This window comes from Tenacibaculum litoreum (genome assembly GCF_964513915.1).
Taxonomy (GTDB): Bacteria; Bacteroidota; Bacteroidia; order Flavobacteriales; family Flavobacteriaceae; genus Polaribacter; species Polaribacter litoreum.
This window is the reverse complement of record NZ_CAZEQS010000003.1, coordinates 388,102-413,095: the sequence shown is the minus strand read 5'-3', so window position 1 is coordinate 413,095 and position 24,994 is coordinate 388,102. Positions and strand designations below refer to the sequence as shown.

Here is a 24,994-nt window from a genome sequence, read left to right as displayed (position 1 = left end):
TTTGAAGCTTTAAAAAGTCTATGATTTGTTTAACCTCTTTTGTACTCGAATATTTTTTCTTTATTTTCTTATTTGACAAAAAAATATCTTCTATAGATATGGAATCATTATCTAAAAGATTATTGTCGTATAAATATGCTATACTAATCATATTTTTAATCAATCCTATAAATAATAATATTATAAAAATCCACTTAACTATTTCTACTATTATTTCCATAAATTATCTACTTGCACCCTGCTATCGTTAGCTTTTAAAACCAGTAATGTACTCTACCAAAATATAACATGAATAGTTCAAATGTAAAAACTACTCTACTTCCTTAATTTCAACTTTAAACAGATTATCGAAAACTTTAAAAATACTCTCAGCTTCTTTTTTTCGTACCGAGATGGTGTATTCGCAGTCTAATTCTAATTTTTGATTGATAATATCTAGATTTCGTTCTTTAATAATACGCTGTACTTTATTCATCATATCGTAACCAAATTTCAGCTTATAATGAATATCTATAGTTTTCTCAACAATTTCAGAAGCTTCTAAGGCTAGTTGTGCAGAAGTTCGGTAAGCATTAATCAATCCTCCTACTCCTAATTTTGTTCCTCCAAAATAACGTACTGAAACAATTAAGACATTGGTTACATCAAAAGATTGTATTTGTCCATAAATTGGCTGACCAGCTGAGTTGCTCGGTTCTCCATCATCATTGGCACGAAAACGAATCTTTTCCGTTCCCAATTGCCACGCATAACAATGATGACGTGCCGTGTGATGCTGTTTACGAAGTTCTTCTAATCGCTCTTTGATATCTTCTTCCGAAAAAACAGGAAAAGCATACCCGAAAAACTTACTGTTCCGGTCTTTAAATAAGGTTTCCTCAGAGGGTTTGGTAATTGTTTTGTAAGTATCTTTTATCTCTTCATTCATTACGCCGAAACTACTAATAAAATACTAATTATGGCAAGCCCAATACCAATCCAGTTTTTTTTAACCAATTTTTCTTTAAAAAATGTAAGAGCAAACACCGTGGTTAATATCACTATAGATACATTATTTATGGTAAAAACTGTGGAACTTTCTAACCCTTTTGTTTGTAAAGCTTTTAATAAAAATTCCATAGAATAATAATTAGGAATCCCTAAAGCAATCCCACCGAGCAACGTTTTCCATTCAAATTGTCCTTTTTTACTTAGTAATTGAGCGATTAAAATGAAAAAACCGAAAAATAAAGCGCACCCAAAAATAGTTGATAAAAACATTGGTACTGCTTCTTTAGGAACATACATAGTTTCGGTGTATTTTAATAAAGTATCAATGCTTCCTGAACCTAAAAATAGTAATAATGGGAATAATAAATTCTTAAATTTAACAGGAGAAGTATCACTTTTTGCTGAGGATAAGTATACCGCTACCAATGCCAAAATTATTCCTACAATTTTAACTAAACCTATACTCTCTTTATATAAAAAAATTCCAATTACCACAGGGATTACCACCGACATTTTACCTGCTACTGATGCTACTGAAAGTCCATTTTTTTGAGCCGTAACACCCATTACATTAAACACAGCGATAAATAAAAAACCTAAAATAAAAGCGCCTAAAAACCATGGTTGATCTGGTATCTCAGTTACCGTCATTGAAACTTTTGAATGTACAAAACCAAAAGACAGCGCTACAGCATAATTTAAAACAATAGCTTGTAATGTATTTACTTTACAAACATCAAAGAGTTTAAAAATTACAAACAGTAAACTGGAAATAAGAATGCTAAAAATTAAGTATATCACGCTATAAACTCTTTTCGTTTTAGTAAATCGACTACATCCTCTGTTTTTGGACAATTATTCCACACATGAATTCCTAATTGTTGTGCAGTATCGGTATTATCTTTGGTGTCATCTATAAAAAAGGTTTCAGAAGCTTGCAGACTATTTTCTTGTAACACAAACTCAAAAATATCTGTATCTGGTTTCCTAAAATTAACTTCGTGCGATAAGTAAAACTGTTCAAAACAACTTTTAAACTCGTTATACAACTCTTCACCCCAATCTTTTTGAATCCAAGAAATATGCAAATCGTTGGTGTTACTTAGTAAAAACAAACGATACTGGTTACTAGCTGCTAATTCTTTCAAAAAGCTCAATCGATGTTTAGGAAAGTCTAACAAAATTGCATTCCACGAACGGATCAAATCTTCTTTTGAAATATTGAATTTATCATGAAAAAAGGACACAAATTCATCAGTAGATATCAATCCCATTTCATACTGATAATATTGTTGCATCATCTCTTCAGAAATTTCAGTAATTCCTAATTCTGCTAATTCTTTATATGTTGCTTCTTTGTCTAAATTGATGAATACATCACCAAAATCAAAAATGATATTTTTAATCATTCCTATATATTCTTAAAGTATCGTTATCTATTTTTTCTTCAGAAGATAGCTTAGCGTTAAAAATTGGATGCTTTACTCCTTTTCCAAAAACTACATCACCTATAAAAACCCTAGCTTCATCCCATAAATTTGCATCGATAAATGTTTGTAATGTTTTAGCACCACCTTCAATAATTACTGACTGTATTTGGTGTTTATGCAATACTTCACAAATTTGTTCCGCTACATGAGAAGAAAAATCGATTTGTTCGTAAATGAGTGTGTGAGATTTCTCACTATCGTTCGAAATGGTATGTTCTTTTTCTTCTGTTATAATTATTGTTTGTACATTTTTATCAAAAACAGTTACTTCTGACGGAATTCGCAAACTTTTATCAATAACAACTCTTACAGGGTTATTTCCTTTCCAACCACGAACTGTTAGTGAAGGATTGTCTGCAATTACCGTATTAGTCCCAACTAAAATAGCATGCTCTTCACTACGCCATTTATGGACTAATTGTTGAGAATATTGGTTGGAAATCCATACTGGCTTTTGCTCATCTTTTATTAATGGAGCTATGAAGCCGTCTTTCGTTTCAGCCCATTTTAAAATGATGTAAGGACGCTTTTTATTTTGAACAGTAAAAAAACGTCTATGGTGTTCTATACAGTCTTTCTGACAAATACCCACAATTACATTTCTACCAGCTTTTTTAAGTCGCTCTATACCTTTACCTGCTACTAAACTATTTGTGTCTACACATCCTATAACAACGTTAGGTACCCCTTTCTCTATTATTAAATCTGCACAGGGAGGTGTTTTTCCATGATGAGAACATGGTTCTAACGTAACATAAATAGTTGCTTCTTTGAGTAACTCTTGATTTTGAACAGCGTTTATAGCATTTACTTCTGCATGAGGACCTCCATAAGGGGATGTAAACCCCTCTCCTATTATCTTGTTATTATGAACGATTACAGCTCCAACTGATGGATTTGGTCTTGTTGTTCCTATTCCTTTTTTAGCTAATTCTAGGCAGCGTAATATGTAAAATTCATCATTCATAATGCTAGAATTTAATTTTTACATTTTCTACTTTATCTATAGGATATACATGTGAAAAACCTAAAACTTTATATTTTAAATCTCCTTTAAAATGAATTTTTAAACGCTGATTTATTAAAGAGTTTAAAATCCCTCCTAAAATTCCGTTTTTATTATTTTCAAATACTCTTTTTGAAGGAATTACCACTTTTAACGGAATATAAAATTCTTTACGAGCTGGAACTTTAAACTCTTCAGAAGAAACCTGTGCTACTTCTACTTCATCAATTAATACTTTAATTTCATCAGTAGCTATTTTACCGCCTATATCGTTTGGATTTTCAAAATAAGCATTAACACCAACTCTAATCGTATCTGTAGAAGCTGATAACAATTTTATATCATCAACTTTTAAAAAAATCGGTTTTTGCTTTACCGAACAACTAATTATTAGCGATAAAAAAGGTAAAAAATAAATGAATTTCTTCATGAAAACTCGTGTTTTTTTGGGTACTTTGCTCCTGCAAAAGTACTATATTCCTATGACACCATCTGATTTTATTATTAGAGAAATAAAACCACAAGATAATGCCCAAATGGCTAAAGTTATTCGTGATGTATTAATCGAGCTTGGAGCTCCAAAAGTAGGAACCGCCTATGAAGATAAGGCTACTGATGAAATGTATGAGACCTACGAAAAAGAAAGGGCTGGATATTTTGTTGTTGAATATAATGGTGTTGTAGTTGGAGGTGCAGGCTTCGCTCAATTAGATAATTTTGAAGGAAATATTTGTGAACTTCAAAAAATGTACTTCTTACCAATAGCTAGAGGAAAAGGTATTGGTAGCAAATTAATAAACTTTTGCATGAATGAAGCTAAAAAACAAGGTTTTAAGCAATGCTACTTAGAAACTTTACCATATATGAAGGCAGCTACAACTTTATATAGAAAAAATGGTTTTATTGACTTGGAAGAACCTTTAGGAAACACAGGACATTATTCTTGTAATGTATGGATGTTAAAAGATTTGTAAAACTACATTTAGAGAAGCAATGCAATTAAAACAATACAAATCATATTTTTCCGAAGAGTTAAAATCAGTTTTTCCTCAAACAGAAGTTGATTCATTTTTCTTTTTATTAGTAGAAGAATATTTAGATATCAAACGTATAGACCTCATATTACAACCTAATATTGAAATCTCCTCTGATATAAAGGAATTATTAGACAAAGCTTTAGAACGATTAAAAAAAGAAGAACCTATTCAATATATACTAGGTGAAACAGAATTTTATGGACTTCCTTTTAAGGTTAATAAAAACACATTAATTCCTCGTCCTGAAACTGAAGAACTTGTTGAATGGATTATTAAAGAAGTAAAAAAGAAACAAGAATTGTTATCTATTCTTGATATTGGAACAGGTACAGGCTGTATTCCTATCAGTTTAAAAAAACATTTACCCAACACAAATGTAAGCGCCATTGATATTTCTGAAGAAGCAATACAAATGGCTAAGCAGAATGCTAAATTGAATGAAGTTGATATTTCCTTTATAAAGCAAGATATTTTAAAAACTGAAGTGTTAAGTGGTATGTTTGATATTATTATTTCCAATCCACCCTATGTACGTGAATTAGAAAAAGTAGAAATAAAGAATAATGTATTAAAAAACGAACCGCATTTAGCTTTGTTTGTTAAAGATGATAACCCACTTCTTTTCTATAAAAAAATAGCCGATTTAGCTAAGAGTAACTTAACTAAAAACGGACTACTTTTTTTTGAGATTAATCAGTATCTCGGTGCAGAAACTGTTAAAATGTTAAAAAATAAAGGTTTTACACAAATAGAACTTCAAAAAGATATATTTGGTAACGACCGAATGATTAAAGCTTCTTTATAATTCTCATTCTATCAAGTTATTCTATACCAAAGAACCTTTTAAAAAAAGACCCTTTTTTCTTTTCTTCTTTAACCTCTTGTGTTGTAGAACTTACATTATCTGTAATTAACTTTTCAATATACACATCATAATTAGTGTTTTTAGAATCTAAAAAGCCTTTTAAAAACTTTTCCGAAGCTTCTATTCCATTTAAATCTTCAATTTCACGTAACCTCTTATACAAAGGTATAATCTCTTGTACTGCTTTTTTAGGAGCTGGTTTTCGTAATGCCTTATAATTTGTAACTTCTCCTTTATCATTTTCTTTTACAACAAAATCTGTCATTACCCAGTAATACCTACCTGTTTTAGCCATGTTTTTAACAAAAGCAATGATGTTTTGTTTGTTTTGAATGCGCTCCCACATTAGTTTAAAAATAACTCTAGGCATATCAGGATGTCTAACAATATTATGTCCAGCCCCTACTAATTCATATTCCTCATAACCAGATGACTCTACAAAATCCTCGTTACAATACTCTATAACACCTCTTGTATCTGTTATGCTAAGAAGTACTGAATTCTCATCAAGTTTAATTTCTCTGTCTACTGGGGTTGGGGATACTAATTTTGGCTTTCTCTTTTGATTTTCACTAGAGTGGTCTTCCCACTTTTTCTCTAAGTTGTTTGTCATATATTTAATTTGATTTGTGTTTGTAAGGTATAAATCGTTATTCTTTATAAATTTTAACACTATACAGATTGCGGGGGATCAGTGAAAAACTATATAACTATGAAAAGCTAATCTTGCAATTTTATAGAGCAACCTTAAACATAGCTTGAGACAAACATAGAAATCATCTTTTTTTGAAAATATGATAAATATCATACTTTAAAAGATGTTATTTCTTTATAAGTTTAAAGTTATTTTATCAAAAAGTTAAGAAAGTGTATTACTTACGTCTAAAGCTTGTTTTTTTTAAAGAAACCAACTAAAAAACTTCTTTAGACATTAAAAACTTAAACAAAGTTATCAGCAAACCGATTAAATTATTCTTAAAACATATATTCAAAAACAAATATTTATATATTTATTTAACAAAAAATACACGTTTTATTAAAAAAAATAATATTTAAAGTTTTTTTTCAATAATAAAAAAGTTTATATTAGCTGTAAAAGTTTTTTAAAATTGGATTTACAAAAATTACTATTAGAAACTAAGACAAGAGCTATTTATTTGATTGATAATGAAGGTAAGATTATTGACTTCTACCCTCATGATAATGACTTAACTGAAATAAAAGACAAAATTGCTGCATTTGATGCTGTAGTTTTTAATATGTCTAGTAGTTTTTTCAACCTATTCTTTAAAACAGAGTTGAATGAAATGATTTTAAAATCTGATAAAGAAGCGCTTCTGCTTTTTAAGTATAAAGAGTACGTACTTTGCTTTTTAGCTGACAAGAACACTAACATCGGTCTTCTAAACTTAATGTTTAAAAAAGAGACTAATACTATTAACATTTAATTATTACTTAACCTAAAAACCCCCCGGAATTTATGGAAAAAATCCTAACTGATTTAGTTCAAAATGTAAAAGAAAATATACCTGGGTATATTGCAATTAGTGTAGCTGAAATAGCTTCAGGAGAATCTTTAGCATCTGATTCTGCCGATTCAAATTTTGATCCTGCTTTAGCTTGTGCTTATAATGTAGAAATTATAAACGCCAAGCGAAAAGCCATAGACGTCTTAGGTCTAAAAGAAAACATTAATGATATTCATTTTAAGCTTGATAATCATATTCATGTTGTAGATATGTCTCCTAGTGGAGAGTATTTTATTTATCTAGCTGTTGATTCCAACAGAGCTAATTTAGCTCTTACTAGAACAATGCTAAAAAAATATAAAACAGAATTAAATGAAGTCTTATAAAGCTATTGATATTAAAAAAATAAATATCGATAGTGAGTTTCAAAAATATATAAGCTTTTTTCAAAATGAATACAAAACTAAAGTATTGCTAAATGAATCGGCTATCGATTATAACGGAGCTCCTGACATAAACAATGTTAACGATTTAAAAAATGCTGTTTATGATTTCTTTTTTGAACCTAGATTTGAGAATGTTCTCGATTTAATTAAATTCAAAAAACAAAAACCACAAGACCATTAACTCAAGAAGGACTAGATTAAAATCTAGTCCTTTTTTTATTCAAAAAAATTGAAATTAAGACATTCAAAATCTTTTAGAACTATTACTCTATTCTTCTAACCTACTGTTTTTTACCTTCGTAAAATTGTTAAAAAAATCACAAAGAGATATTTCTAGAAAAAAATATTAAAATAACACCTTATTTTTGTGACCCTTTAAAAAAAACAGTGTCTTAAACGGGGAAGGGAGACATGAAAACAAAAGAATAGTTACAAAAACTTAAATGGGGGAAGTAAACTTACAAACTTTAATACAAGAGTCTGAAGCTGATAAAGGAATCGTTTTTGACTCTGAAGGACAAGTAGTTGATTCTTATAACATCTCTAAAGAGAACAATATAGCAGCAATGGCAAACGTCATTGTTACTATGGCTCATGAGTTTTTTCAAGACGCTTTAGAATCTGAAAGCCTTAATCAATTAGTTTTAACTTCAAACGAAGGCTTGGTAGTTATTAACAAATACGACAACAATCACATTGTTTGTCTCTTGGCTGATGATGTTTCTAAAGTAGCTATGATTAAACTAACACTTAAAAATGTGACCCTTCGATAAATACAGAGTCTTTTTTTAATTAATTATTATAACAACCATTTACAATGAAAGAAATTATTAATGATTTTATCGAAAACTTAAAGAGTAATGTTCCTGGATTTATTGCTGTTTCAATTACAGATGTTGGTTCTGGTGAAGCATACGATTCATTTACAGTAAACCCTGATTTTGACCCTAATTTAGCCTCAGCTTACAACTTAGGTGTTGTTAAAGCTAAATTAAAAGCTATAGACGCACTAGGATTAAACGAAGAAATCCAAGATATTACTATTACTTTATCTAGTCAAATACACATTATCAATATTGCACCTAGCGGTACTTATTTTGTTTACTTAGCTGTAGACTCTAAAGAAGCTAACTTAGGTATTACTAAAGCGTTATTAAACAAATATAAAGTAGAGTTAAATAACGCATTATAAAAAATATAATTGTGAAAAACACAAATCATTTATCCATAGACAAACCCTTAAAAAAACACTTAAACCAAACTCTAAAAGAGTTTCGCAAGTATAGATTTTCTGAAGGTGAATTAAAATCAGAAGAAAAAAAGGGTAAAGATTTTTTTGGATTCCTATTCAAAGAATATGACAGTATGAATGATTTAGTTAAAGATATGTTTTAAAAAAGTGCTTAATAGGCACTTTTTTTTATGCTCTTAAATGTTTGTTTTAATTTTTCAATTAATAGTTTGATTTCTTTATCATTATAAGTAGCAAAACCAATTCGTATAGCATTATGCTTTTTATTTGCTAAATCATAACGTTGCCACTCTCCTATTTCAAGTTGATGTTTTCTTGCTTCTTTAGCCACTTCACTCCAAGAATATTGTTTGTTTAGCTGAACCCAAATAGCCATTCCACCTTTTGGTACTTCAAATTGGAAATAGTCTCCTAGTTCATTTTTTAATAGCTTACAGAATAAATCTCGGCGCTGTAAATATATTTTCATCAATTTACGTATATGTCGATCTAAATCTCCAGACTTTATAAATTCAGCAAAGGTTAACTCTAATAAAGCATCACCCTGCCTATCAACATAGCCTCTTAGTTTAGCGGCTTCATTTACAAAATCTTCAGAGGCCACTAAATAGCCTACTCTAAAAACTGGCGCTACAGTTTTACACACAGAGCCTATATAGATAACGTTTTCAGAACTATCATGACTAGCCAGAGGTAAAATTGGAGCATGATTGTAATTAAAATCATAATCATAGTCATCTTCAATAATAGCAAAATTGTGCTTTTGAGCTAGATTTAACAGATGAATCCTTCTTTCAGCAGATAAAGTAACAGTTGTAGGATGATGATGATGAGAAGTAACATAAACAGCCTTTATAGGTTGTTTTTTACATAACTTTTCAATTTGATCTATTACTAGGCCATTTTCATCAACTGAAACCCTTTTAATTTGCGCTTTTTGATACTGAAAGGTAATGTCCGCAGAAGAATAATTAGTCTCTCCAACAACTATTATATCACTTTCTTTTAAAAGTAGTTGAGAAGACAACCACACTCCCATTTGGCTACCACGCGTAATTAAAATGTTTTCTTTGTTTATTTTTAAACCACGAGAATTGTTTAAATACAAAGCCAACACTTCTCTTAACTTTACATTTCCATGTGTTGAGTTATAATCTAAAAAAGCATGAACACTCTTTTTAGAGGCTATTTTTCTGTAAATTCTAGCTATCTCTTTTGTTGGCGTAAGCCTTGTGTCTGAGGTGCCATCATTTATATACATCACTCCTTCTCTTTTCTCAGTATTTTTCTCTGGTAAACGATTATTCTCGTAAAAATTAAACCCCGAGTTTTTCCTTTTAGATGTTTTAGTGGTATTTGTTAATGTTACTTTTTGAATAAGAGGTAAATTCTTGTTTACAAAAGTTCCTTTTTTAGGAATACTCTCTACCCATCCTTGCAGTAATAACTCCTCATAACAAGCAACAACTGTTTTTCTATGCACTTGTAGTAAATCAGCCAAAGTTCTTGAACCCACTAATTTTGTTCCTGGTAACAACTTCCCTTCTCTAATTAATAATATAAATTGATTAGCTAACTGTAAGTATAAAGGCTCTTTAAGGTTCTTATTAAGCTTTAATGAAGTTTTATAAGGAAACATCTGGACTACTAATTATTTAAAATCTGGATTAAAACAATAGACCATAAATATACTACATTTGAAAAAGTAAATAATATAAACAATGAAAAAACAAGAAGTACAACCAACTGAATTTAATGAATTTTATGCAAGATATTTAGCTAAAGTACTAGATAACACAAGCTTAAAAGAAGGCTTTAAAAACGATAAAGAAACTGTTATAAGGTTTTTCTCATCTATTTCAAAAGACAAGCTAGAATACCGTTATCAACCAGAAAAATGGAGTATAAAAGAAGTGTTACAACACATAATTGATACAGAACGCGTTTTTATGTATCGTATACTACGAATTGCTAGAAAAGATATGACTCCAATTGAAGGTTTTGATCAAGATATTTATATAAAACCTTCAGAAGCAAATAACAAAACAATAGAAGTTCTATTAGAAGAGTTTAAAACAACCCGTTCATATTCAATTAGCTTATTAAACAGTATTTCCAATGAAAACTTAAGCAATATTGGAGTAGCAAACAATTCTCCTGCCTCTGCAAGAGCTTGTGCTTTTATATTATTAGGTCATAGTGTTTGGCACATGGATATTATTAAAGAACGTTACTTATAATCTTAACAAGATAAACCTAAATAAAAAACTTAAAAAATGTTAGAGATTAGACCTAATTGTGAACATTGCGGTAAAGATTTACCAAATACCTCTACCGAAGCAATGATTTGTAGTTTCGAATGCACTTACTGTAAAGATTGCGCTATAGATCTATTCGAAAATGTATGTCCAACGTGCTCTGGTAATTTTGTTCCAAGACCTATTAGACCCAAAAAATTTATAGATAGACACCCCGCATCTACAAAAAAAGTTTATGACCCAAAAAATATAGATAAAACAAAAGAAAAACGCTTGAAATTTAAAGATGTTTTACCTGAAAACAGATAACAAATGAAAGAGTATCAAAAATCAAAATTAAACAGAGTTAAAAGAGGGCAAAAAAGAGCAGTTTATGATGTTGAGAAAATCAACACTATTTTAGATGCAGGGTTTATAGGTTTTGTAAGTTATATACACGAAGGAAAAGCCATCTCTTTACCTATGGCTTATGGAAGGAATAGTGATAAAATATACTTACACAGCTCGCAAACCAATAGAATGTTATTATCGCTTTTAGATGCAGGAGAAATGAGTATGACAGTAATGCATTTAGACGCTTTAGTTTTAGCACGTTCAGGATTACATCATTCTGTAAATTACCGGTCAGTAACATTATTTGGCTCAGTAAAAAAAATAGAAACCCCTAAAGAAAAAGAAGCTGCTTTATATTGTTTTATGGAACATATGATGAAGGGACGTTGGGATGATATTAGAGCTATGAAAGCTGAAGAACTTGATAGAACATTAGTAGTAGAAATGACAATTGAAACTGCCTCAGCAAAAATTAGAGATGTTGGCGTTAACGATGAGCCTGAAGATGAATTTTTGCCTGTTTGGGCAGGATTAGTTCCTTTAAAACAAATAGCGCTCCCTCCTATTTCAGACAAAAAACTAAGAGAAGATATAAAAGTACCAAATCACGTAATAGAGTATTATAATATGCATAAATAAGCATTTTATAACTTTAAAAATAGCACTACATTGCATGTATGAAAAAATACGATGTTATTATTCTCACAGACAAGAGATATGTAAATCCTCAAAAGCTTGACAACTACATTCAGAATGTATTAGATGAAGATAATTATGTCAAAATAGCTATTGAAAACCAAGGTTTAAAAGTAGCTCGTCTCTCATGGGATGATGCTACTTTTGATTGGTCTACAACAAAGTATATTTTGTTTAGAACTACTTGGGATTATTTTGATCGATTTCCTGAATTTTCAAAATGGTTAAACACTGTAAGTAAACAAACAACACTGTTAAATTCAGAAAGAATTATTCGTTGGAATATTGACAAACATTATTTACAAGATTTAAAACAAAACGGAGTACATATTTGCGAATCCTATTTTATTGAAAAAGGAACACAATTTACATTAAAAGAACTTTCTCTAAAGTATGATTTAAAAGATTTCGTTTTAAAACCTTGTATTTCTGGTGCTGCGAGACACACTTACAAGATCAATTTAGAGAATATAAACGAATATGAAGAGACTTTTTCTTCGTTAATTTTAGAAGAAGCTATGATTATTCAACCTTTTCAGTATAACATAGTTGAAAAGGGAGAAATTTCGTTAATGGTTATGAATGGTAAGTTTACACATGCTGTTCTAAAAATAGCAAAACCAGGAGACTTTAGAGTACAAGACGATTTCGGAGGCTCAGTTCACAACTACACACCTACTAAAGAAGAAATTATTTTTGCTGAAAATGCTGTTAAAGCTTGTATAGAAACTCCTATTTATGCACGAGTTGATGTTTTTACTGATAATAATAGTAAATTAGCTATTGCTGAATTAGAACTAATTGAACCAGAGCTTTGGTTTAGAAATCACCCTGCTGCAGCAGACGAATTAGCTAAAGGAATTAAACAATTAACAAACAAAAATGAAGAAGTCATTTAAGGTATTTGGAATACTATTACTTATAGGAGCGATTGTAGTAGCTTTTTTTTATTTTAAAAACAACGAAAGTCTTCCTACGGGTAAGCAAGGACCTGAAGCAGATGCTTTAGCTACTAAAATGCTTAAAGCGTTGAATTACGAAGCTTATAAAAATACTCGGTTTATAGAATGGAGTTTTAGAGGAAAACGTTTTTATAAATGGGACAAACAAGAAAATATTGTTGAAGTATCTTGGGACACTAACAAAGTAACCCTACATACAAAAAGCCCCGAAAAAAGTGTTGTTTTAGCAAACGAAAAAGAAGTCAAGAACAACGAAATACTTCAAAAAGCAATAGACTATTTTAATAATGATAGCTTTTGGCTAGTAGCTCCCTATAAAGTATTTGAAAACGGAATTGAACGTAAAATTGTACAATACGAAGGGAAAGATGCTTTATTGATTACTTACACTACAGGAGGATCAACTCCAGGAGATTCTTATTTATGGATTTTAGACGAAAACGGTAGACCTACTAGTTATAAAATGTGGGTTTCTATAATCCCTACAGGCGGAATGGAAGCCACATGGAGTGACTGGATTACAACAGAATCTGGAGCAATGTTACCGACAAAACATGAGATGCCTGTTGGTACTTTAGATATGGGAGATGTAAAAGCCTACAATTAAAATTATTAAAACTTACAAACAATAAAAAAAGAGCAGCAATTTTGCTGCTCTTTTAGTTTTTATATAATTCGATTATATTATTTTCCGAAACTATAAGAAATTCCAAAATTAATACCAAATGAAGAATATGGTACTTTTTCAGATAATTGCTTACGTGCATAAGGATTTGCTTGTGCCTCAGCTGCTTCAGTAAGTGTTAACTCATCAACATATAAAATTTCTTTAGAGTAACCATCAGGTAAATTATTAATAGTTGCTACTGTCATTCTGTTTCCATCAGGAGTAACAATCTCTGAGTTAAACTCTTTAAAAATTGCTTTATCTCTAGTTACACTAATTCCCATGTATTCTAATTCAGCAAATAAAGATACTTTATTAGAAAGTTCGTGTTTATAACCAATAGCACCTATAAACCCTAAAGGTAAACGTCCTTTATAGTCTTGAGTAAAAGTAGTTTCATTATATGTTCCGTCAGGAAAATTACCTCCGTTAGGAGTTGGTTGCCCAGACATATCTTGCTTAATATATCCTTTAGCTTCAGTTTCTCCTCCAACTTTAATTAAAGCTCCAAAACGACCGTAAATATTGTTTGTAAATTTATACACTAAAGAGGCTGAAGCTCCGTACGCTCTTGCTCTTGCAATAACATCAACATCATTTCCAGGAATGGTTACTTTTCTAATAGTTTGATCTGCACCATGTAAATAACCGAAAGCAGCTTCAACTCCAAAAGTATCATTAAAAAAATACCCACCTCTTAATTGAGTATGCATACCTTCTCCATAACTACCGTAAGTGTTCTCTACTCCTGCTGTTGTTGTTTCAGTACCAAATCTTACTCCTGCACTAGATATAGAATATCCTCCACTAGCAGAAACATAAAATTGAGCACTTGCACTCACTGTTGCTAAAATCATAGCAAACATTAAAATACTTTTTTTCATAATAAATTATTTGTTAACTTTAAATTGATAATAAGTAAACAAACGTAGTAAAAATCTAGGATTAACAAGACTTTATTACTGTTAAATTATTAGTATTATTGCGGTTAAAAGCTTTATTAAAACGACTTGATTTTTGAATAAAAATATTTTACATACTGAGGTTCAGAGTTATATTAATAATAACTTAAAAGTCAATATAGAACAATTTATTTTTAAAGGAAGTCCCTTTAAAGATGTTTCTGTACAAGAATTAGCCAATCAAATTATAGCAAAACAAAAATCAGAGAAAAAATTACCCACCTGGTTTCAAACAAAAAACATCTATTATCCACCCAAACTAAGTATTGAACAAACTTCTTCTGAAGTAACTGCCGAATACAAATCCAAGTTAGTTGATGGAAATTCTATAATTGATATAACGGGAGGATTTGGTGTAGACTGTTATGCTTTTTCTAAACGATTTAAAAAGGTTGTGCACTGTGAAATAAACAAAGAACTTTCAGAAATTGTTTCCTACAATTACGAGCAAATAAACATTTCAAATATTAAAACTGTCGCTACAGATGGATTAGAATATTTAAAAGACACTTCTGAAAAATTCGATTGTATTTATATTGATCCTTCTCGAAGAAATGAAAAAAAGGGAAAGGTTTTTTTATTAAGTGATTGCTTACCTAACGTACCTGAAAGCTTAGATTTTTTATTTGAAAAATCGAATACAATTCTAGTTAAAAACTCCCCTATTTTAGATATCACTTCAACTATAAATGAGCTAAAGTTTGTAAAAGAAATTCATGTTGTAGCAGTTAATAATGAGGTAAAAGAACTGCTTTTCTTATTAAAAAAAGATATTAAACAATCAATCGAGGTAAAAACTCATAACGTACTGAAAAACAATGCGCAGTGTTTTTATTTCAAACTAGAAAATAGTCTTGATTTTGAATATTCTTTACCTCTTAAATATCTTTACGAACCTAACGCTGCTATTTTAAAATCAGGAGGTTTTAATCAAGTAGCAAGTCAACAAAAAGTAAACAAACTACATCAACATTCTCACCTGTATACCTCTGAGAAATTAGTAAAAGGTTTTCCTGGGAGAATCTTTGAAATCAACAATGTATTTACCTATAACAAAAAAAAGGTCAAAAAACAGATTACAGAGACTAAAGCAAATATTACAACACGTAATTTTCCAAAAACTGTAGCTCAAATTAGAAAAGAAACAAAGTTAAAAGATGGAGGAAATACCTATCTATTTTTTACTACAAACCTAAACAATGAACTAATAGTCATTAACTGTACAAAAATTGATTAGTATTTATACGATTACCCAGAATTTATCGTTTACCTAATTGATAGAAGCCCCTATCGAAAAGTATGTTTTATTGTTTAGGGGTAATAAAACATACTAAAAGCCTTGATTAACATCAGGGCTTTTCTTTTTTATATACATTTGTTTTATCATGAAACAGACACAAAGCTACCAATCTATTAAACTTTCTACTGATTCTTTAGAGAAATTTGATGACACTCTTGTTATAGAAGCTCCATTACAAATAAACATCAACAAAGAATCATATACTGTCGTTATGAGAACCCCTGGTAATGATGAAGAATTAGTAAGAGGTTTATTATATGCTGAAGACATTTACAAAAAACAAGATGATGTAAAAGTAGAAATAATCAAAAGTGAAAAAGACTTTTCTACAATACTAAACGTAGATATTCCTAAAGAAAAGTTAGGAAAAGGTTATTTAAATAAACGTACCCTTTTATCAGTTTCTTCTTGCGGAATCTGCGGAAAAAAAGAATTAAAAGACATAAGAATAGAAGGTGATACTCTAAAAAACAGCGCTAAAACAAATGTTAAAGAGTTAATAGAGGTTACTAACCGTATCTCATTGAAAATGAATAAAAAACAATTTTTATTTAAAACTACAGGAGGTAGTCATGCTTGTGCTGTTTTTAACAAAAAAGAAGAGTTATTAACTATTAAAGAAGATATTGGTCGTCACAATGCTGTAGATAAATGTGTGGGTGATTTAATCAATCAAAACAAACTAAGGGAAGCCAATTATATGTTAGTTAGCGGAAGAGTTTCTTACGAAATAGTTTCTAAAGCTTTCTTAGCTAAAATACCAATAATAATTGCCGTTTCAGCATGCTCTTCTTTAGCTGTAGATTTTGCAAAAGAATTTGGAATTTTTCTTATTGGTTTTAGTAGAGATAACAAAATGACTATCTATTCTACTCCACATAATTTACAGAAATAATCAACTAAAAGCCCTATTATTTTCTTTAAAACTCACGTATAAAAAAAGATTTGTATTTTAGTGCTTTTAATAACTATTAATTAATCCACATACTTATGCCTTTTATAGAAGAAGAGAAGTTTAAGTTAATGCAAGAAGACTTAGACAACGCTAAATTAAAAAGAGAAGAAGCAGAAAGCGAATTAAGCAGCACAGAAGAAGAGTTAGCTGCACTAAAGAAGAGCTCAAAAACCCTGCCTATTTTCTTAGGGCTTCTATTAGGCCTTGCTTTAGGAGCTGCATATTATTTTTATGTAAATGGTGGTAGTAGCGCTATTAACAACATAGACATAGAAGCTGTAAAAAAGAAAGAAGCTTACAGAGTGTTGGATAGTATAAAGAGAGCTCAAGCAAGAGCTGCTAGAAATGCTGATGAATCTGATAACGATATTTCATCTAATTCTAATTCTGATATAAACACAGAAACAATGGCTGATGAAGTAGCACAAAACACAAATGGGCAAACAATTTATTCTGTACAAATTGGGGTGCTTTCAGAAAACAAATACCCATTATTATCTTCAGAAGTTATTCCTTCAACAGTTACAACTGATGATGGTTACTTTAAATACTCTTTAGGTTTGTACACTACTTTAGGTGAAGCCAAAAAATTACAAAAAGAGTTAGTAAAAATTGGATTTAGTGATGCTTTCGTAGCTTCATATATAAATGGAAAACGCCAAAAAATACATAATTAATTAAAACTTAATGCTTAACATTATTTTTAAAAGAGCACTCATAGTAAGCCTACTAATGAGTGTTCATTTTTTTTACGCACAAACAAGTACCATTCCAGAACAAAAAACACAGCTAGGATTTGGTCAAATTGATTTCTTATCGATTAAAATGCCTGAAGGAGAACAGAATATGGACTATACCGGTCTCCATTACAACCTTAAACTAAATAATTGGAGTTATGCAGGGGTTGGTTTGTATGGAGCTGTAGGAGGTATTAGAGGAGGTTTTTTTACCTTGGGAGTAAACGCAGGAATTCAACAAAAAATAACCAATAAGCTTTTTGTAGATGCAGGAATTCACTTTGGTGGCGGTGGTGGTGCATCAGCTCCTGATGGAGGTGGTGCTTTTATACTACCCCATCTTAATTTAGGATATGATTTCAAACATTTTTCTGCAACCGCAGGATACAGTTATGTTGATTTCTTTGATGGAGGTACTATTAACAGTAGCCAATTCAATGTAGCAGTACAAATTCCTCTATCTTTTGAAACCGCTGGATTTAGAGATCGAGAAAGTACTTTTTCTTTCGAAGAGCTAAAAAACACCTCTTGGAATACCTTAAGTAATAGAATATCATTACTAGTTCATTTAAATAATGCTAAAGTAACTAAAGGCTCTTATAAAGGAAATACAATACGCCTAGCAGGTTTTGAATTAAATTCTTATCTTACAGATGATTTTTTCTTTTTCGTTAAAGCAGATGGTGCTTATCACGGAATTAAGGCAGGTTATATGGATATTTTCCTTGGAGGAGGTTATCATTTGTCAATGAATAAAAATCGTACAAATATTTTAGCTAAATTTGGAGTAGGTGCCGGAGGTGGTGGTGGAGTAGATACCAAAGGAGGTTTTTTAATCTATCCAGATATCTCTTTAGAGCAAAAATTATTTGATAATGTGTATGCATCAATCAATAAAGGATACTTGATGAGCCCAGACTCTCATTTTGTTTCCTCCACTTTTGGTCTTGGGTTGAAGTATTATGTGGATAGAGACGGAATTTTATCAGATGAAAGAGAATTTTCAGAAGGAAAATTCAAAGGGTTTGATGCAGTCATTAAACAAGATTTATACTTAAACGCTGCTAGAGATGGTGATTTTGATCAAGATATGCATCAAATATCATTGCAGCTAAATTTTTTCTTAAATAAGTATTTATATGCGGCAGGTCAAACTTCTTTTGCTAACTTTGGTAATGCAGGAGCTTATGCAGAAGGGATTGTAGGTTTAGGAGTCCAAACAAATGACTTCTTTAACGGAAAAACTTCACTTTTTGCACAAATTTTAGGAGGTGCAGCTGGTGGTGGAGGTATTAGTACAGGACAAGGATTAATTGTTAAACCTAGCATTGGAGTTAATCAAAAACTTACTAATAACTTAAATTTAAGATTAGGAGCGGGTTATGTAAAAGCTAGAGGAGGAAATTTAAGTAGTACTCAAATAAATTTGGGTATTTCGTATCGTTTTTCCTTCTTAAGTGTTAAAAAGTTTTAAAAATTTAACTTTTCGTTAAAGTTTGATGAATTATCTTCGCTTTCTGAAACAAAAAAATTAATATCCTTACTTTTTTACTTTTTAAGAAAGTAAGTCACAATCTATATATAAACATGATAAAAAAGAGAATTATATCTCCACTTCAAAACTTTATAAAAACTGAAAGTGCTAGTGGTATCTTATTGTTGGCAGCTACTTTATTAGCCCTCATTTGGGCTAACTCTCCTTTTAGAGATAGTTATAATGCTTTATGGGAATATAAGATAGGTTTTAAGTCTGAACACTTCGAATTATATAAACCATTAATACTTTGGATTAATGATGGTTTAATGGCAGTATTTTTCTTTTTAATTGGGTTAGAAATTAAAAGAGAATTCTTAATAGGTGAATTAAACTCTACCAAAAAACTAGCATTTCCTCTTTTTGGAGCGCTTGGTGGTATGTTATTTCCTATTTTATTCTTCTATCTTTTAAATAAAAACCCTGATACAAGTCATGGATGGGGAGTTCCTATGGCTACAGATATTGCCTTTTCTCTAGCTGTTTTAAATACTCTAGGTAAAAAAGTACCATTAAGTTTAAAAGTCTTTTTAACAGCTTTTGCTATTGTTGATGATATAGGTGCTGTTCTAGTAATTGCATTATTTTATAGTACTAGTATAGATATTACTTTAATATCAATTGCTATAGGCTTATTAGCTTTTCTTTATTTTATTGCTCATAAAGGTTTTTATTCTCACTACGTAACTTTTATGTTTGGTGCGGTTATTTGGGTTTTATTTTTAAAAGCAGGAATACACCCAACAGTTGCAGGTATTTTAATGGCTTTTGCTGTACCTATCAGACAAAAAGTACACACTCCCGAATTTATAGCTAATTTGTCACAAATAATGGATAATATTAAAAAAGCTAAGGTTGCACCTAAGCCAATATTATCAAAAGAGCAAGTTGCTGAAATAGATAACTTAGATCATTGGATTGAAGATTACCAATCTCCTCTTCAACTTTTAGAACATAAACTACATGATTTAGTTGCCTATGCAATTATCCCAATTTTTGCTTTAGCTAACGCAGGTGTTTTAATAGATGGTGATGCTAACTTAGATACATCTCTAATAATTAACATAGCTTTATGTTTAATTTTAGGAAATAGTATTGGAATCACTACAATTATTACCACAGTTAAAAAGCTTAAAATAATAGAGGTTCCTAAAGACATAAATGCTCAACACATTTTAGGTGTATCATTTTTAGCAGGAATTGGTTTTACTATGGCTATATTCATTGCTAGTTTAGCATTTGCTAAAAGCCCAGAGTTTCTAGGTTCTGCAAAAATCGGAGTACTATTAGGTTCCCTTATTTCAGCTATAATAGGATATACGATTTTAAGATATAATAAAACTGATGAAATTGACAACGAAGAAGAATTAAGTACAAGCTAATAGTACTTAATTCTAACTTATATTACTCCAAATTCCACTTGTTTTTCTAAGCTTTTCATAAGCTTTCAACAAGCTGGAATTTTTTATTTCTGACAAATTAGGATCTTCTTGAAGTAAATTTATAGCAGCTTTACGCGCTACATGTAATATTGGACTATCTTTAACTACATCTGCTATTTTAAGATTTAACACTCCACTTTGTTGTGTTCCCATAATATTTCCCGGACCACGAAGTTTTAAATCCACTTCAGCAATTTTAAATCCGTCTGTAGTTTCTACCATAGTTTGTAATCGAGTTTTTCCATCAGAAGATAATTTATAACTCGATAATAAAATACAATAGCTTTGCTCAGCTCCGCGCCCTACTCTACCTCGCAATTGATGCAACTGACTTAATCCAAAACGTTCAGCACTTTCTATAACCATCACAGAGGCATTTGGTACGTTTACTCCTACCTCAATAACCGTAGTAGCTACCATAATTTGAGTATCTCCTTTGGCAAAACGCTCCATTTCATAGTCTTTATCAGCAGGTTTCATTTGACCATGAACAATACTTATTTGGTATTTTGGAGAAGGAAATTCTCGAGAAATACTCTCATATCCATCCATTAAATCTTTATAATCCATTGCTTCTGATTCTTGAATTAACGGATATACTACATAGGCTTGACGACCTTTAGCAATTTCATCTTTCAAGAACTTAAAAACACCTAAACGGTTACTATCATAGCGATGTACAGTTTTAATTTCTTTACGACCAGGTGGCAATTCATCAATCACAGAAATATCCAAATCACCATAAACCGACATTGCTAATGTTCTTGGTATAGGTGTCGCAGTCATCACCAAAATATGAGGAGGAATAGCTCTTCCATCAGATGGACTTTTTTCCCATAACTTTCTTCTCTGTGCTACTCCAAAACGATGTTGCTCATCAATAATAGCAATTCCTAAATTTTTAAACTGTACTTTATCTTCTAAAATCGCGTGAGTGCCAATCAAAATATGCAAAGAACCATCTAGTAAGCTTTCATGAATTTCTCTACGTTTTTTTGTTTTGGTAGATCCCGTTAATAATTCAACTTTAATATCGGTTTTCTCTAATAACTCTATAATCCCATTATAGTGCTGTGTTGCAAGTATTTCTGTCGGAGCCATTATTGTGGCTTGATATCCATTATCAATAGCTAACAACATAGTTAATAACGCTACAATCGTTTTTCCAGAGCCTACATCACCTTGTAATAATCGATTCATATGTGCTCCAGAGCCTACGTCTTTACGAATTTCTTTCAGTACTCGTTTTTGAGCTCCCGTTAAGTCAAAAGGTAAATGATTATTATAAAAATTGGTAAACTCCTCTCCTACATGCTCAAAAACAAAACCTTTCAACTTTGATTTTCGGATGAGTTTTTTCTGTAATAATTGCAATTGAATAAAGAATAACTCTTCAAACTTCAATCGATATTGTGCTTTGGCTAATAGTTCTTGATTTTTAGGAAAGTGAATATTTAATAAAGATTCTTTTTTACCTAAAAACTGATGTTTTTCAATAAAATAAGCTGGAAAAGTTTCTTCTATTTCATTATATGCTTGTTGAAACAAGTTTTGAATCATGGTACGTATAACCTTGTTACTTATTCCTTTCGTACTTAATTTTTCAGTAGATGGGTACACTGGTTGCATCGCCATTTGCAGCTTACTTTTGTACTCTTTTACTGTTTCCATTTCAGGATGAGGCATATTAGGGGTACCGTTATACCAATTTAATTTACCATAAATAACGTAGGGAACGTTTACTTTTAAACTATCTTTAATCCACTTTACACCTTTAAACCAAACTAGTTCCATAGTACCCGTAGTGTCAGAAAAAGTAGCTACTAACCTACTTCCTCTTTTTTGCTTTACGGTTTTAACTCCCGTTATTTTCCCTACGATTTGTACTTCAGCAGAATTTTGTTGCAACTGATTAATCGTATAAAACTTCGTTTTATCAATATATCTAAATGGGAAAAGATGTAACAGGTCATTACAGGTTTTAATACCTAACTCAGTAAATAGTAACTCTGCTCTAGCTACACTAATTCCTTTTATATATGTAACAGGGTGGTTTAAATTCATTAAGAACGAAAATACAAAAAGCCATTAAAATCAACTATCTTTGCACTCTTAAATTCATCAAATGAGATTACATAGAAATTTAGTTTTCGCGGTTATTGATAGCTTACGCGATATTTTTAATGAAGATGTATATGCAGATAAAGCTGTAGAGAAAGCATTGAAGAGAGATAAACGCTGGGGAGCACGTGATAGAAAGTTTGTTGCAGAAACTATTTATGATGTGGTTCGATGGAAACGTTTATATGCAGAAATAGCAAATGTAAAAGCACCGTATTCTCGTCCTGATTTATGGAGATTATTTGCTGTTTGGTGTGTACTAAAAGGAATTCAGTTACCTGATTGGAATCAAATTGAACCTACCCCTACTAGACGTATTAAAGGGAAATTTGATGAATTATTAAAAATAAGAAAATTTAGAGAATCTATTCCTGATTGGATTGATGAAGTTGGTGTACAAGAATTAGGTGAAGAAGTTTGGACCAAAGAAATAGCTGCTTTAAACAAACAAGCAGAGGTTATCTTACGTACAAATACTTTAAATACAACCAAAGCTCATTTACAAAAACAGTTAGCTTCTGAAGGAATTGACACTGAATTTATCAAAGGCTATGATGATGCTTTAAAATTAGTAGAAAGAGCTAATGTTTTTAAAACAGAGGCATTTAAAAAAGGTTTTTTTGAAGTACAAGACGCTTCTTCTCAATTAGTAGCTGCTTATTTAGATGTAGAACCAGGTATGAAGGTAGTAGACACTTGTGCTGGTGCTGGTGGAAAAACATTACACTTAGCTTCTTTAATGAAAAATAAAGGACAAGTTATAGCAATGGATATTTACGAGAGTAAATTGAAAAAACTAAAAGTACGTGCTAGAAGAAATGGAGCTCATAATATTGATACTCGTGTAATTGATTCTACAAAAGTAATTAAGAAACTACAAGGAAAAGCCGATAGAGTTTTAATTGATGCTCCTTGTTCTGGTTTGGGAGTAATTAGAAGAAACCCTGATAGTAAGTGGAAATTACAACCTGAATTTTTAGATAAAATTCGTGGTACACAACAAGAAGTTTTACAACAATACTCTAAAATGGTAAAACCAGGTGGAAAAATGGTGTATGCTACTTGCTCTGTATTACCTTCAGAAAACCAACAACAAGTTGAATTCTTTTTGGCTTCTGATGCAGGAAAAGATTTTAAGTTTGTAAAAGACGAAAAAGTACTATCACATAAATCTGGTTACGACGGATTTTATATGGCTTTATTAGAAAGAAAGTAAGCTGTAAAAATAAAATATATTAAAAAAGGCTCGGGATAATATCTCGAGCCTTTCCTTTCAATCAACTATTAAAAACTAACTAATCACTAAACATTACTTGTTAAGTAATTATATGTTTATATGACGACTATTTTCTAGTCTCGTTACATTAATTATTAGTCTTTAACATTATTTTAAGAAGGCCTATTATTTATTAGCTAATTACTTTCTTTTTTACCTCTACACTACTTCTCTGATTTACAGTCTATTTTGGATTTTGAGTTATTTATAACTACATTTAACAGTAACTAACTAAAAAACTATATTTTATGACAGATTCAAATAAACCCACTACACTTTTTTGGATTATTGGTGTTGCAGCCTTAGTTTGGAATGGACTAGGTGTTATGTCTTACATTGGTCAAGCATATATGACAGATGAAGTCAGAGCTGCTTTACCTGAAGCTGAAAGGGCTTTATACGAAAATATTCCTACTTGGGTCACTGCTGCTTTTGCTATTGCCGTTTTTGGTGGATTAATTGGTAGTGCTTTTTTATTAATGAGAAAAAAGTTAGCAAGACCAATGTTTTTACTTTCACTAATAGCTATCATAGTTCAAATGTCGTATAACTTGTTTATGAGTAGAGCGGCTGAAGTATACGGACCTGGAAGTGTTGTAATGCCTATAATGGTGATTCTTATAGGTGTGTTTTTATTGATGTATTCAAAAAAGACAATTGCGAAAGGCTGGTTGTCTTAATGCTAAGAAATACAATAGTTTAAAAGCTGTCTTTTTCAAGACAGCTTTGTTTTATTCAAATAGAACAAAAATAAATTCGGCTACACAGGCTGGTTTTTCTTGTCCTTTTATTTCTATCGTACAATCAAAAGTTAGCTTTTTACCATTTTGAAAGTCTTCTATTAGCTTAGCAGAACTAATTAAACGTAATTCACTATTCACAGGTACAGGGCTTGGAAAACGAACTTTATTCAATCCGTAATTTAATCCCATAGTTACACTTTTTACTTCAAATTGTTTGGAAATTAGTTCCGACAACATAGAAACAGACATAAATCCGTGTGCTATTGTTGTTTTTGTTGGAGAATATTTAGCTGCTTTTTCTTCATCTATATGAATCCACTGCTTATCTAATGTAGCATTTGCAAAATCATTAATCATTTGTTGAGTTACAGTATACCACTCTCCTATTGGTAATTGTTTTCCCTCTATACTAGAAAGTTCTTCTAAATTTTCAAAAACTAATTTTTTCATGTT

The 24,994-nt window shown here is 30.7% G+C and carries 30 protein-coding genes; 20 read left to right on the top strand and 10 right to left on the bottom strand.

Translation table 11 applies throughout. The features are described from left to right. Positions 1-310: 310 nt before the first annotated feature. Genes ACKTTR_RS07935 through ACKTTR_RS07915 form a run of 5 tightly spaced genes read right to left on the bottom strand, consistent with a single transcriptional unit; the run spans position 311 to position 3,916 of the window. Positions 311-928 (bottom strand): IMPACT family protein, encoded by a 618-nt coding sequence (locus ACKTTR_RS07935; protein WP_408027334.1) that lies wholly within the window; start codon positions 926-928, stop codon positions 311-313. After that, positions 928-1,791, bottom strand: coding sequence for an EamA family transporter (locus ACKTTR_RS07930; protein WP_408027333.1), 864 nt, complete (start codon positions 1,789-1,791; stop codon positions 928-930). Before ACKTTR_RS07930 ends, ACKTTR_RS07935 begins: the two co-directional genes overlap by 1 nt. Continuing rightward, positions 1,788-2,399 (bottom strand): HAD-IA family hydrolase, encoded by a 612-nt coding sequence (locus ACKTTR_RS07925; protein ID WP_408027332.1) that lies wholly within the window; start codon positions 2,397-2,399, stop codon positions 1,788-1,790. The genes ACKTTR_RS07930 and ACKTTR_RS07925 overlap by 4 nt, the downstream gene beginning before the upstream one ends. Beyond that, on the bottom strand, positions 2,392-3,447 hold the full coding sequence (gene ribD, locus ACKTTR_RS07920) for a bifunctional diaminohydroxyphosphoribosylaminopyrimidine deaminase/5-amino-6-(5-phosphoribosylamino)uracil reductase RibD (protein WP_408027331.1): 1,056 nt from the start codon (positions 3,445-3,447) through the stop codon (positions 2,392-2,394). The genes ACKTTR_RS07925 and ribD overlap by 8 nt, the downstream gene beginning before the upstream one ends. A 4-nt stretch (positions 3,448-3,451) precedes the next feature. Then, entirely contained in the window at positions 3,452-3,916 is a 465-nt protein-coding gene (locus ACKTTR_RS07915; protein WP_408027330.1) for an LEA type 2 family protein, read from the bottom strand. A gap of 52 nt (positions 3,917-3,968) precedes the next feature. Between ACKTTR_RS07915 and ACKTTR_RS07910 the strand changes: the two genes are divergently transcribed. Together ACKTTR_RS07910 and prmC are read left to right on the top strand one after the other, a co-directional pair. After that, the gene (locus tag ACKTTR_RS07910) at positions 3,969-4,460 is read left to right on the top strand and encodes a GNAT family N-acetyltransferase (RefSeq protein ID WP_408027993.1); all 492 of its coding nucleotides are present in this window, start codon (positions 3,969-3,971) and stop codon (positions 4,458-4,460) included. A 19-nt stretch (positions 4,461-4,479) separates the two neighbouring features. After that, the gene (gene prmC, locus ACKTTR_RS07905) at positions 4,480-5,328 is read left to right on the top strand and encodes a peptide chain release factor N(5)-glutamine methyltransferase (RefSeq protein ID WP_408027329.1); all 849 of its coding nucleotides are present in this window, start codon (positions 4,480-4,482) and stop codon (positions 5,326-5,328) included. A 16-nt stretch (positions 5,329-5,344) separates the two neighbouring features. Here prmC and ACKTTR_RS07900 read toward each other — a convergent pair whose 3' ends face one another. Next, positions 5,345-6,001 carry a PAS domain-containing protein gene (locus ACKTTR_RS07900; protein WP_408027328.1) on the bottom strand — a complete coding sequence of 219 codons (657 nt, stop codon included), beginning with the start codon at positions 5,999-6,001 and terminating at the stop codon, positions 5,345-5,347. Between the two features lie 496 nt (positions 6,002-6,497). Between ACKTTR_RS07900 and ACKTTR_RS07895 the strand changes: the two genes are divergently transcribed. From ACKTTR_RS07895 to ACKTTR_RS07870, 6 genes are all read left to right on the top strand, one after another. Then, positions 6,498-6,836 (top strand): roadblock/LC7 domain-containing protein, encoded by a 339-nt coding sequence (locus tag ACKTTR_RS07895; RefSeq protein ID WP_408027327.1) that lies wholly within the window; start codon positions 6,498-6,500, stop codon positions 6,834-6,836. Positions 6,837-6,868: 32 nt separating this feature from the next. Further along, positions 6,869-7,243: a hypothetical protein gene (locus ACKTTR_RS07890; protein ID WP_408027326.1), complete on the top strand. Its 375-nt coding sequence runs from the start codon at positions 6,869-6,871 to the stop codon at positions 7,241-7,243. Beyond that, positions 7,230-7,484 (top strand): hypothetical protein, encoded by a 255-nt coding sequence (locus ACKTTR_RS07885; protein ID WP_408027325.1) that lies wholly within the window; start codon positions 7,230-7,232, stop codon positions 7,482-7,484. Before ACKTTR_RS07890 ends, ACKTTR_RS07885 begins: the two co-directional genes overlap by 14 nt. A 262-nt stretch (positions 7,485-7,746) precedes the next feature. Beyond that, a complete protein-coding gene (locus ACKTTR_RS07880) occupies positions 7,747-8,076 on the top strand; it encodes a roadblock/LC7 domain-containing protein (protein WP_408027324.1) in 330 nt (109 codons plus the stop codon). Between the two features lie 44 nt (positions 8,077-8,120). Continuing rightward, positions 8,121-8,495 (top strand): hypothetical protein, encoded by a 375-nt coding sequence (locus ACKTTR_RS07875; RefSeq protein ID WP_408027323.1) that lies wholly within the window; start codon positions 8,121-8,123, stop codon positions 8,493-8,495. An 11-nt stretch (positions 8,496-8,506) separates the two neighbouring features. Continuing rightward, complete coding sequence (locus ACKTTR_RS07870; protein ID WP_408027322.1) at positions 8,507-8,698, top strand: hypothetical protein; 192 nt, start codon at positions 8,507-8,509, stop codon at positions 8,696-8,698. An 8-nt stretch (positions 8,699-8,706) separates the two neighbouring features. Here the strand turns inward: ACKTTR_RS07870 and pdxR are convergent, their stop codons facing one another. Beyond that, positions 8,707-10,194 carry a MocR-like pyridoxine biosynthesis transcription factor PdxR gene (gene pdxR, locus ACKTTR_RS07865; RefSeq protein WP_408027321.1) on the bottom strand — a complete coding sequence of 496 codons (1,488 nt, stop codon included), beginning with the start codon at positions 10,192-10,194 and terminating at the stop codon, positions 8,707-8,709. An 82-nt stretch (positions 10,195-10,276) separates the two neighbouring features. Between pdxR and ACKTTR_RS07860 the strand changes: the two genes are divergently transcribed. The 5 genes from ACKTTR_RS07860 to ACKTTR_RS07840 are packed head-to-tail and all read left to right on the top strand — an operon-like array spanning position 10,277 to position 13,411. Further along, positions 10,277-10,795: a DinB family protein gene (locus ACKTTR_RS07860; protein ID WP_408027320.1), complete on the top strand. Its 519-nt coding sequence runs from the start codon at positions 10,277-10,279 to the stop codon at positions 10,793-10,795. A 36-nt stretch (positions 10,796-10,831) separates the two neighbouring features. Further along, positions 10,832-11,122, top strand: coding sequence for a DUF1272 domain-containing protein (locus tag ACKTTR_RS07855; RefSeq protein WP_408027319.1), 291 nt, complete (start codon positions 10,832-10,834; stop codon positions 11,120-11,122). 3 nt (positions 11,123-11,125) lie between these two features. Further along, positions 11,126-11,785 carry a pyridoxamine 5'-phosphate oxidase family protein gene (locus ACKTTR_RS07850; RefSeq protein WP_408027318.1) on the top strand — a complete coding sequence of 220 codons (660 nt, stop codon included), beginning with the start codon at positions 11,126-11,128 and terminating at the stop codon, positions 11,783-11,785. A 38-nt stretch (positions 11,786-11,823) separates the two neighbouring features. After that, positions 11,824-12,741, top strand: coding sequence for an ATP-grasp domain-containing protein (locus ACKTTR_RS07845; protein WP_408027317.1), 918 nt, complete (start codon positions 11,824-11,826; stop codon positions 12,739-12,741). Continuing rightward, the gene (locus ACKTTR_RS07840; RefSeq protein ID WP_408027316.1) at positions 12,725-13,411 is read left to right on the top strand and encodes a hypothetical protein; all 687 of its coding nucleotides are present in this window, start codon (positions 12,725-12,727) and stop codon (positions 13,409-13,411) included. The genes ACKTTR_RS07845 and ACKTTR_RS07840 overlap by 17 nt, the downstream gene beginning before the upstream one ends. 77 nt (positions 13,412-13,488) lie before the next feature. On the opposite strand, the gene ACKTTR_RS07835 is transcribed toward ACKTTR_RS07840, so the two are convergent. After that, positions 13,489-14,355: an outer membrane beta-barrel protein gene (locus tag ACKTTR_RS07835; RefSeq protein WP_408027315.1), complete on the bottom strand. Its 867-nt coding sequence runs from the start codon at positions 14,353-14,355 to the stop codon at positions 13,489-13,491. Positions 14,356-14,488: 133 nt separating this feature from the next. Between ACKTTR_RS07835 and ACKTTR_RS07830 the strand changes: the two genes are divergently transcribed. The 5 genes from ACKTTR_RS07830 to nhaA all read left to right on the top strand — a co-directional run bounded on the left by ACKTTR_RS07830 (position 14,489) and on the right by nhaA (position 20,341). Beyond that, the gene (locus tag ACKTTR_RS07830; RefSeq protein ID WP_408027314.1) at positions 14,489-15,670 is read left to right on the top strand and encodes a class I SAM-dependent methyltransferase; all 1,182 of its coding nucleotides are present in this window, start codon (positions 14,489-14,491) and stop codon (positions 15,668-15,670) included. 148 nt (positions 15,671-15,818) lie between these two features. Next, a complete protein-coding gene (fdhD, locus tag ACKTTR_RS07825; RefSeq protein WP_408027313.1) occupies positions 15,819-16,628 on the top strand; it encodes a formate dehydrogenase accessory sulfurtransferase FdhD in 810 nt (269 codons plus the stop codon). Between the two features lie 95 nt (positions 16,629-16,723). Further along, a complete protein-coding gene (locus ACKTTR_RS07820; protein WP_408027312.1) occupies positions 16,724-17,365 on the top strand; it encodes an SPOR domain-containing protein in 642 nt (213 codons plus the stop codon). 55 nt (positions 17,366-17,420) lie between these two features. Then, the gene (locus ACKTTR_RS07815) at positions 17,421-18,899 is read left to right on the top strand and encodes a hypothetical protein (protein ID WP_408027311.1); all 1,479 of its coding nucleotides are present in this window, start codon (positions 17,421-17,423) and stop codon (positions 18,897-18,899) included. Positions 18,900-19,012: 113 nt separating this feature from the next. Beyond that, positions 19,013-20,341, top strand: coding sequence for a Na+/H+ antiporter NhaA (gene nhaA / locus ACKTTR_RS07810; RefSeq protein WP_408027310.1), 1,329 nt, complete (start codon positions 19,013-19,015; stop codon positions 20,339-20,341). Between the two features lie 12 nt (positions 20,342-20,353). On the opposite strand, the gene recG is transcribed toward nhaA, so the two are convergent. Further along, on the bottom strand, positions 20,354-22,465 hold the full coding sequence (gene recG, locus ACKTTR_RS07805) for an ATP-dependent DNA helicase RecG (RefSeq protein ID WP_408027309.1): 2,112 nt from the start codon (positions 22,463-22,465) through the stop codon (positions 20,354-20,356). A gap of 61 nt (positions 22,466-22,526) precedes the next feature. On the opposite strand from recG, the gene ACKTTR_RS07800 reads away from it, so the two are divergent. Further along, a complete protein-coding gene (locus ACKTTR_RS07800; protein WP_408027308.1) occupies positions 22,527-23,738 on the top strand; it encodes an RsmB/NOP family class I SAM-dependent RNA methyltransferase in 1,212 nt (403 codons plus the stop codon). A 308-nt stretch (positions 23,739-24,046) separates the two neighbouring features. Next, entirely contained in the window at positions 24,047-24,478 is a 432-nt protein-coding gene (locus ACKTTR_RS07795) for a hypothetical protein (protein ID WP_408027307.1), read from the top strand. 51 nt (positions 24,479-24,529) lie between these two features. Here the strand turns inward: ACKTTR_RS07795 and ACKTTR_RS07790 are convergent, their stop codons facing one another. Next, on the bottom strand, positions 24,530-24,991 hold the full coding sequence (locus ACKTTR_RS07790) for a MaoC family dehydratase (RefSeq protein WP_408027306.1): 462 nt from the start codon (positions 24,989-24,991) through the stop codon (positions 24,530-24,532). Positions 24,992-24,994: the final 3 nt, after the last annotated feature.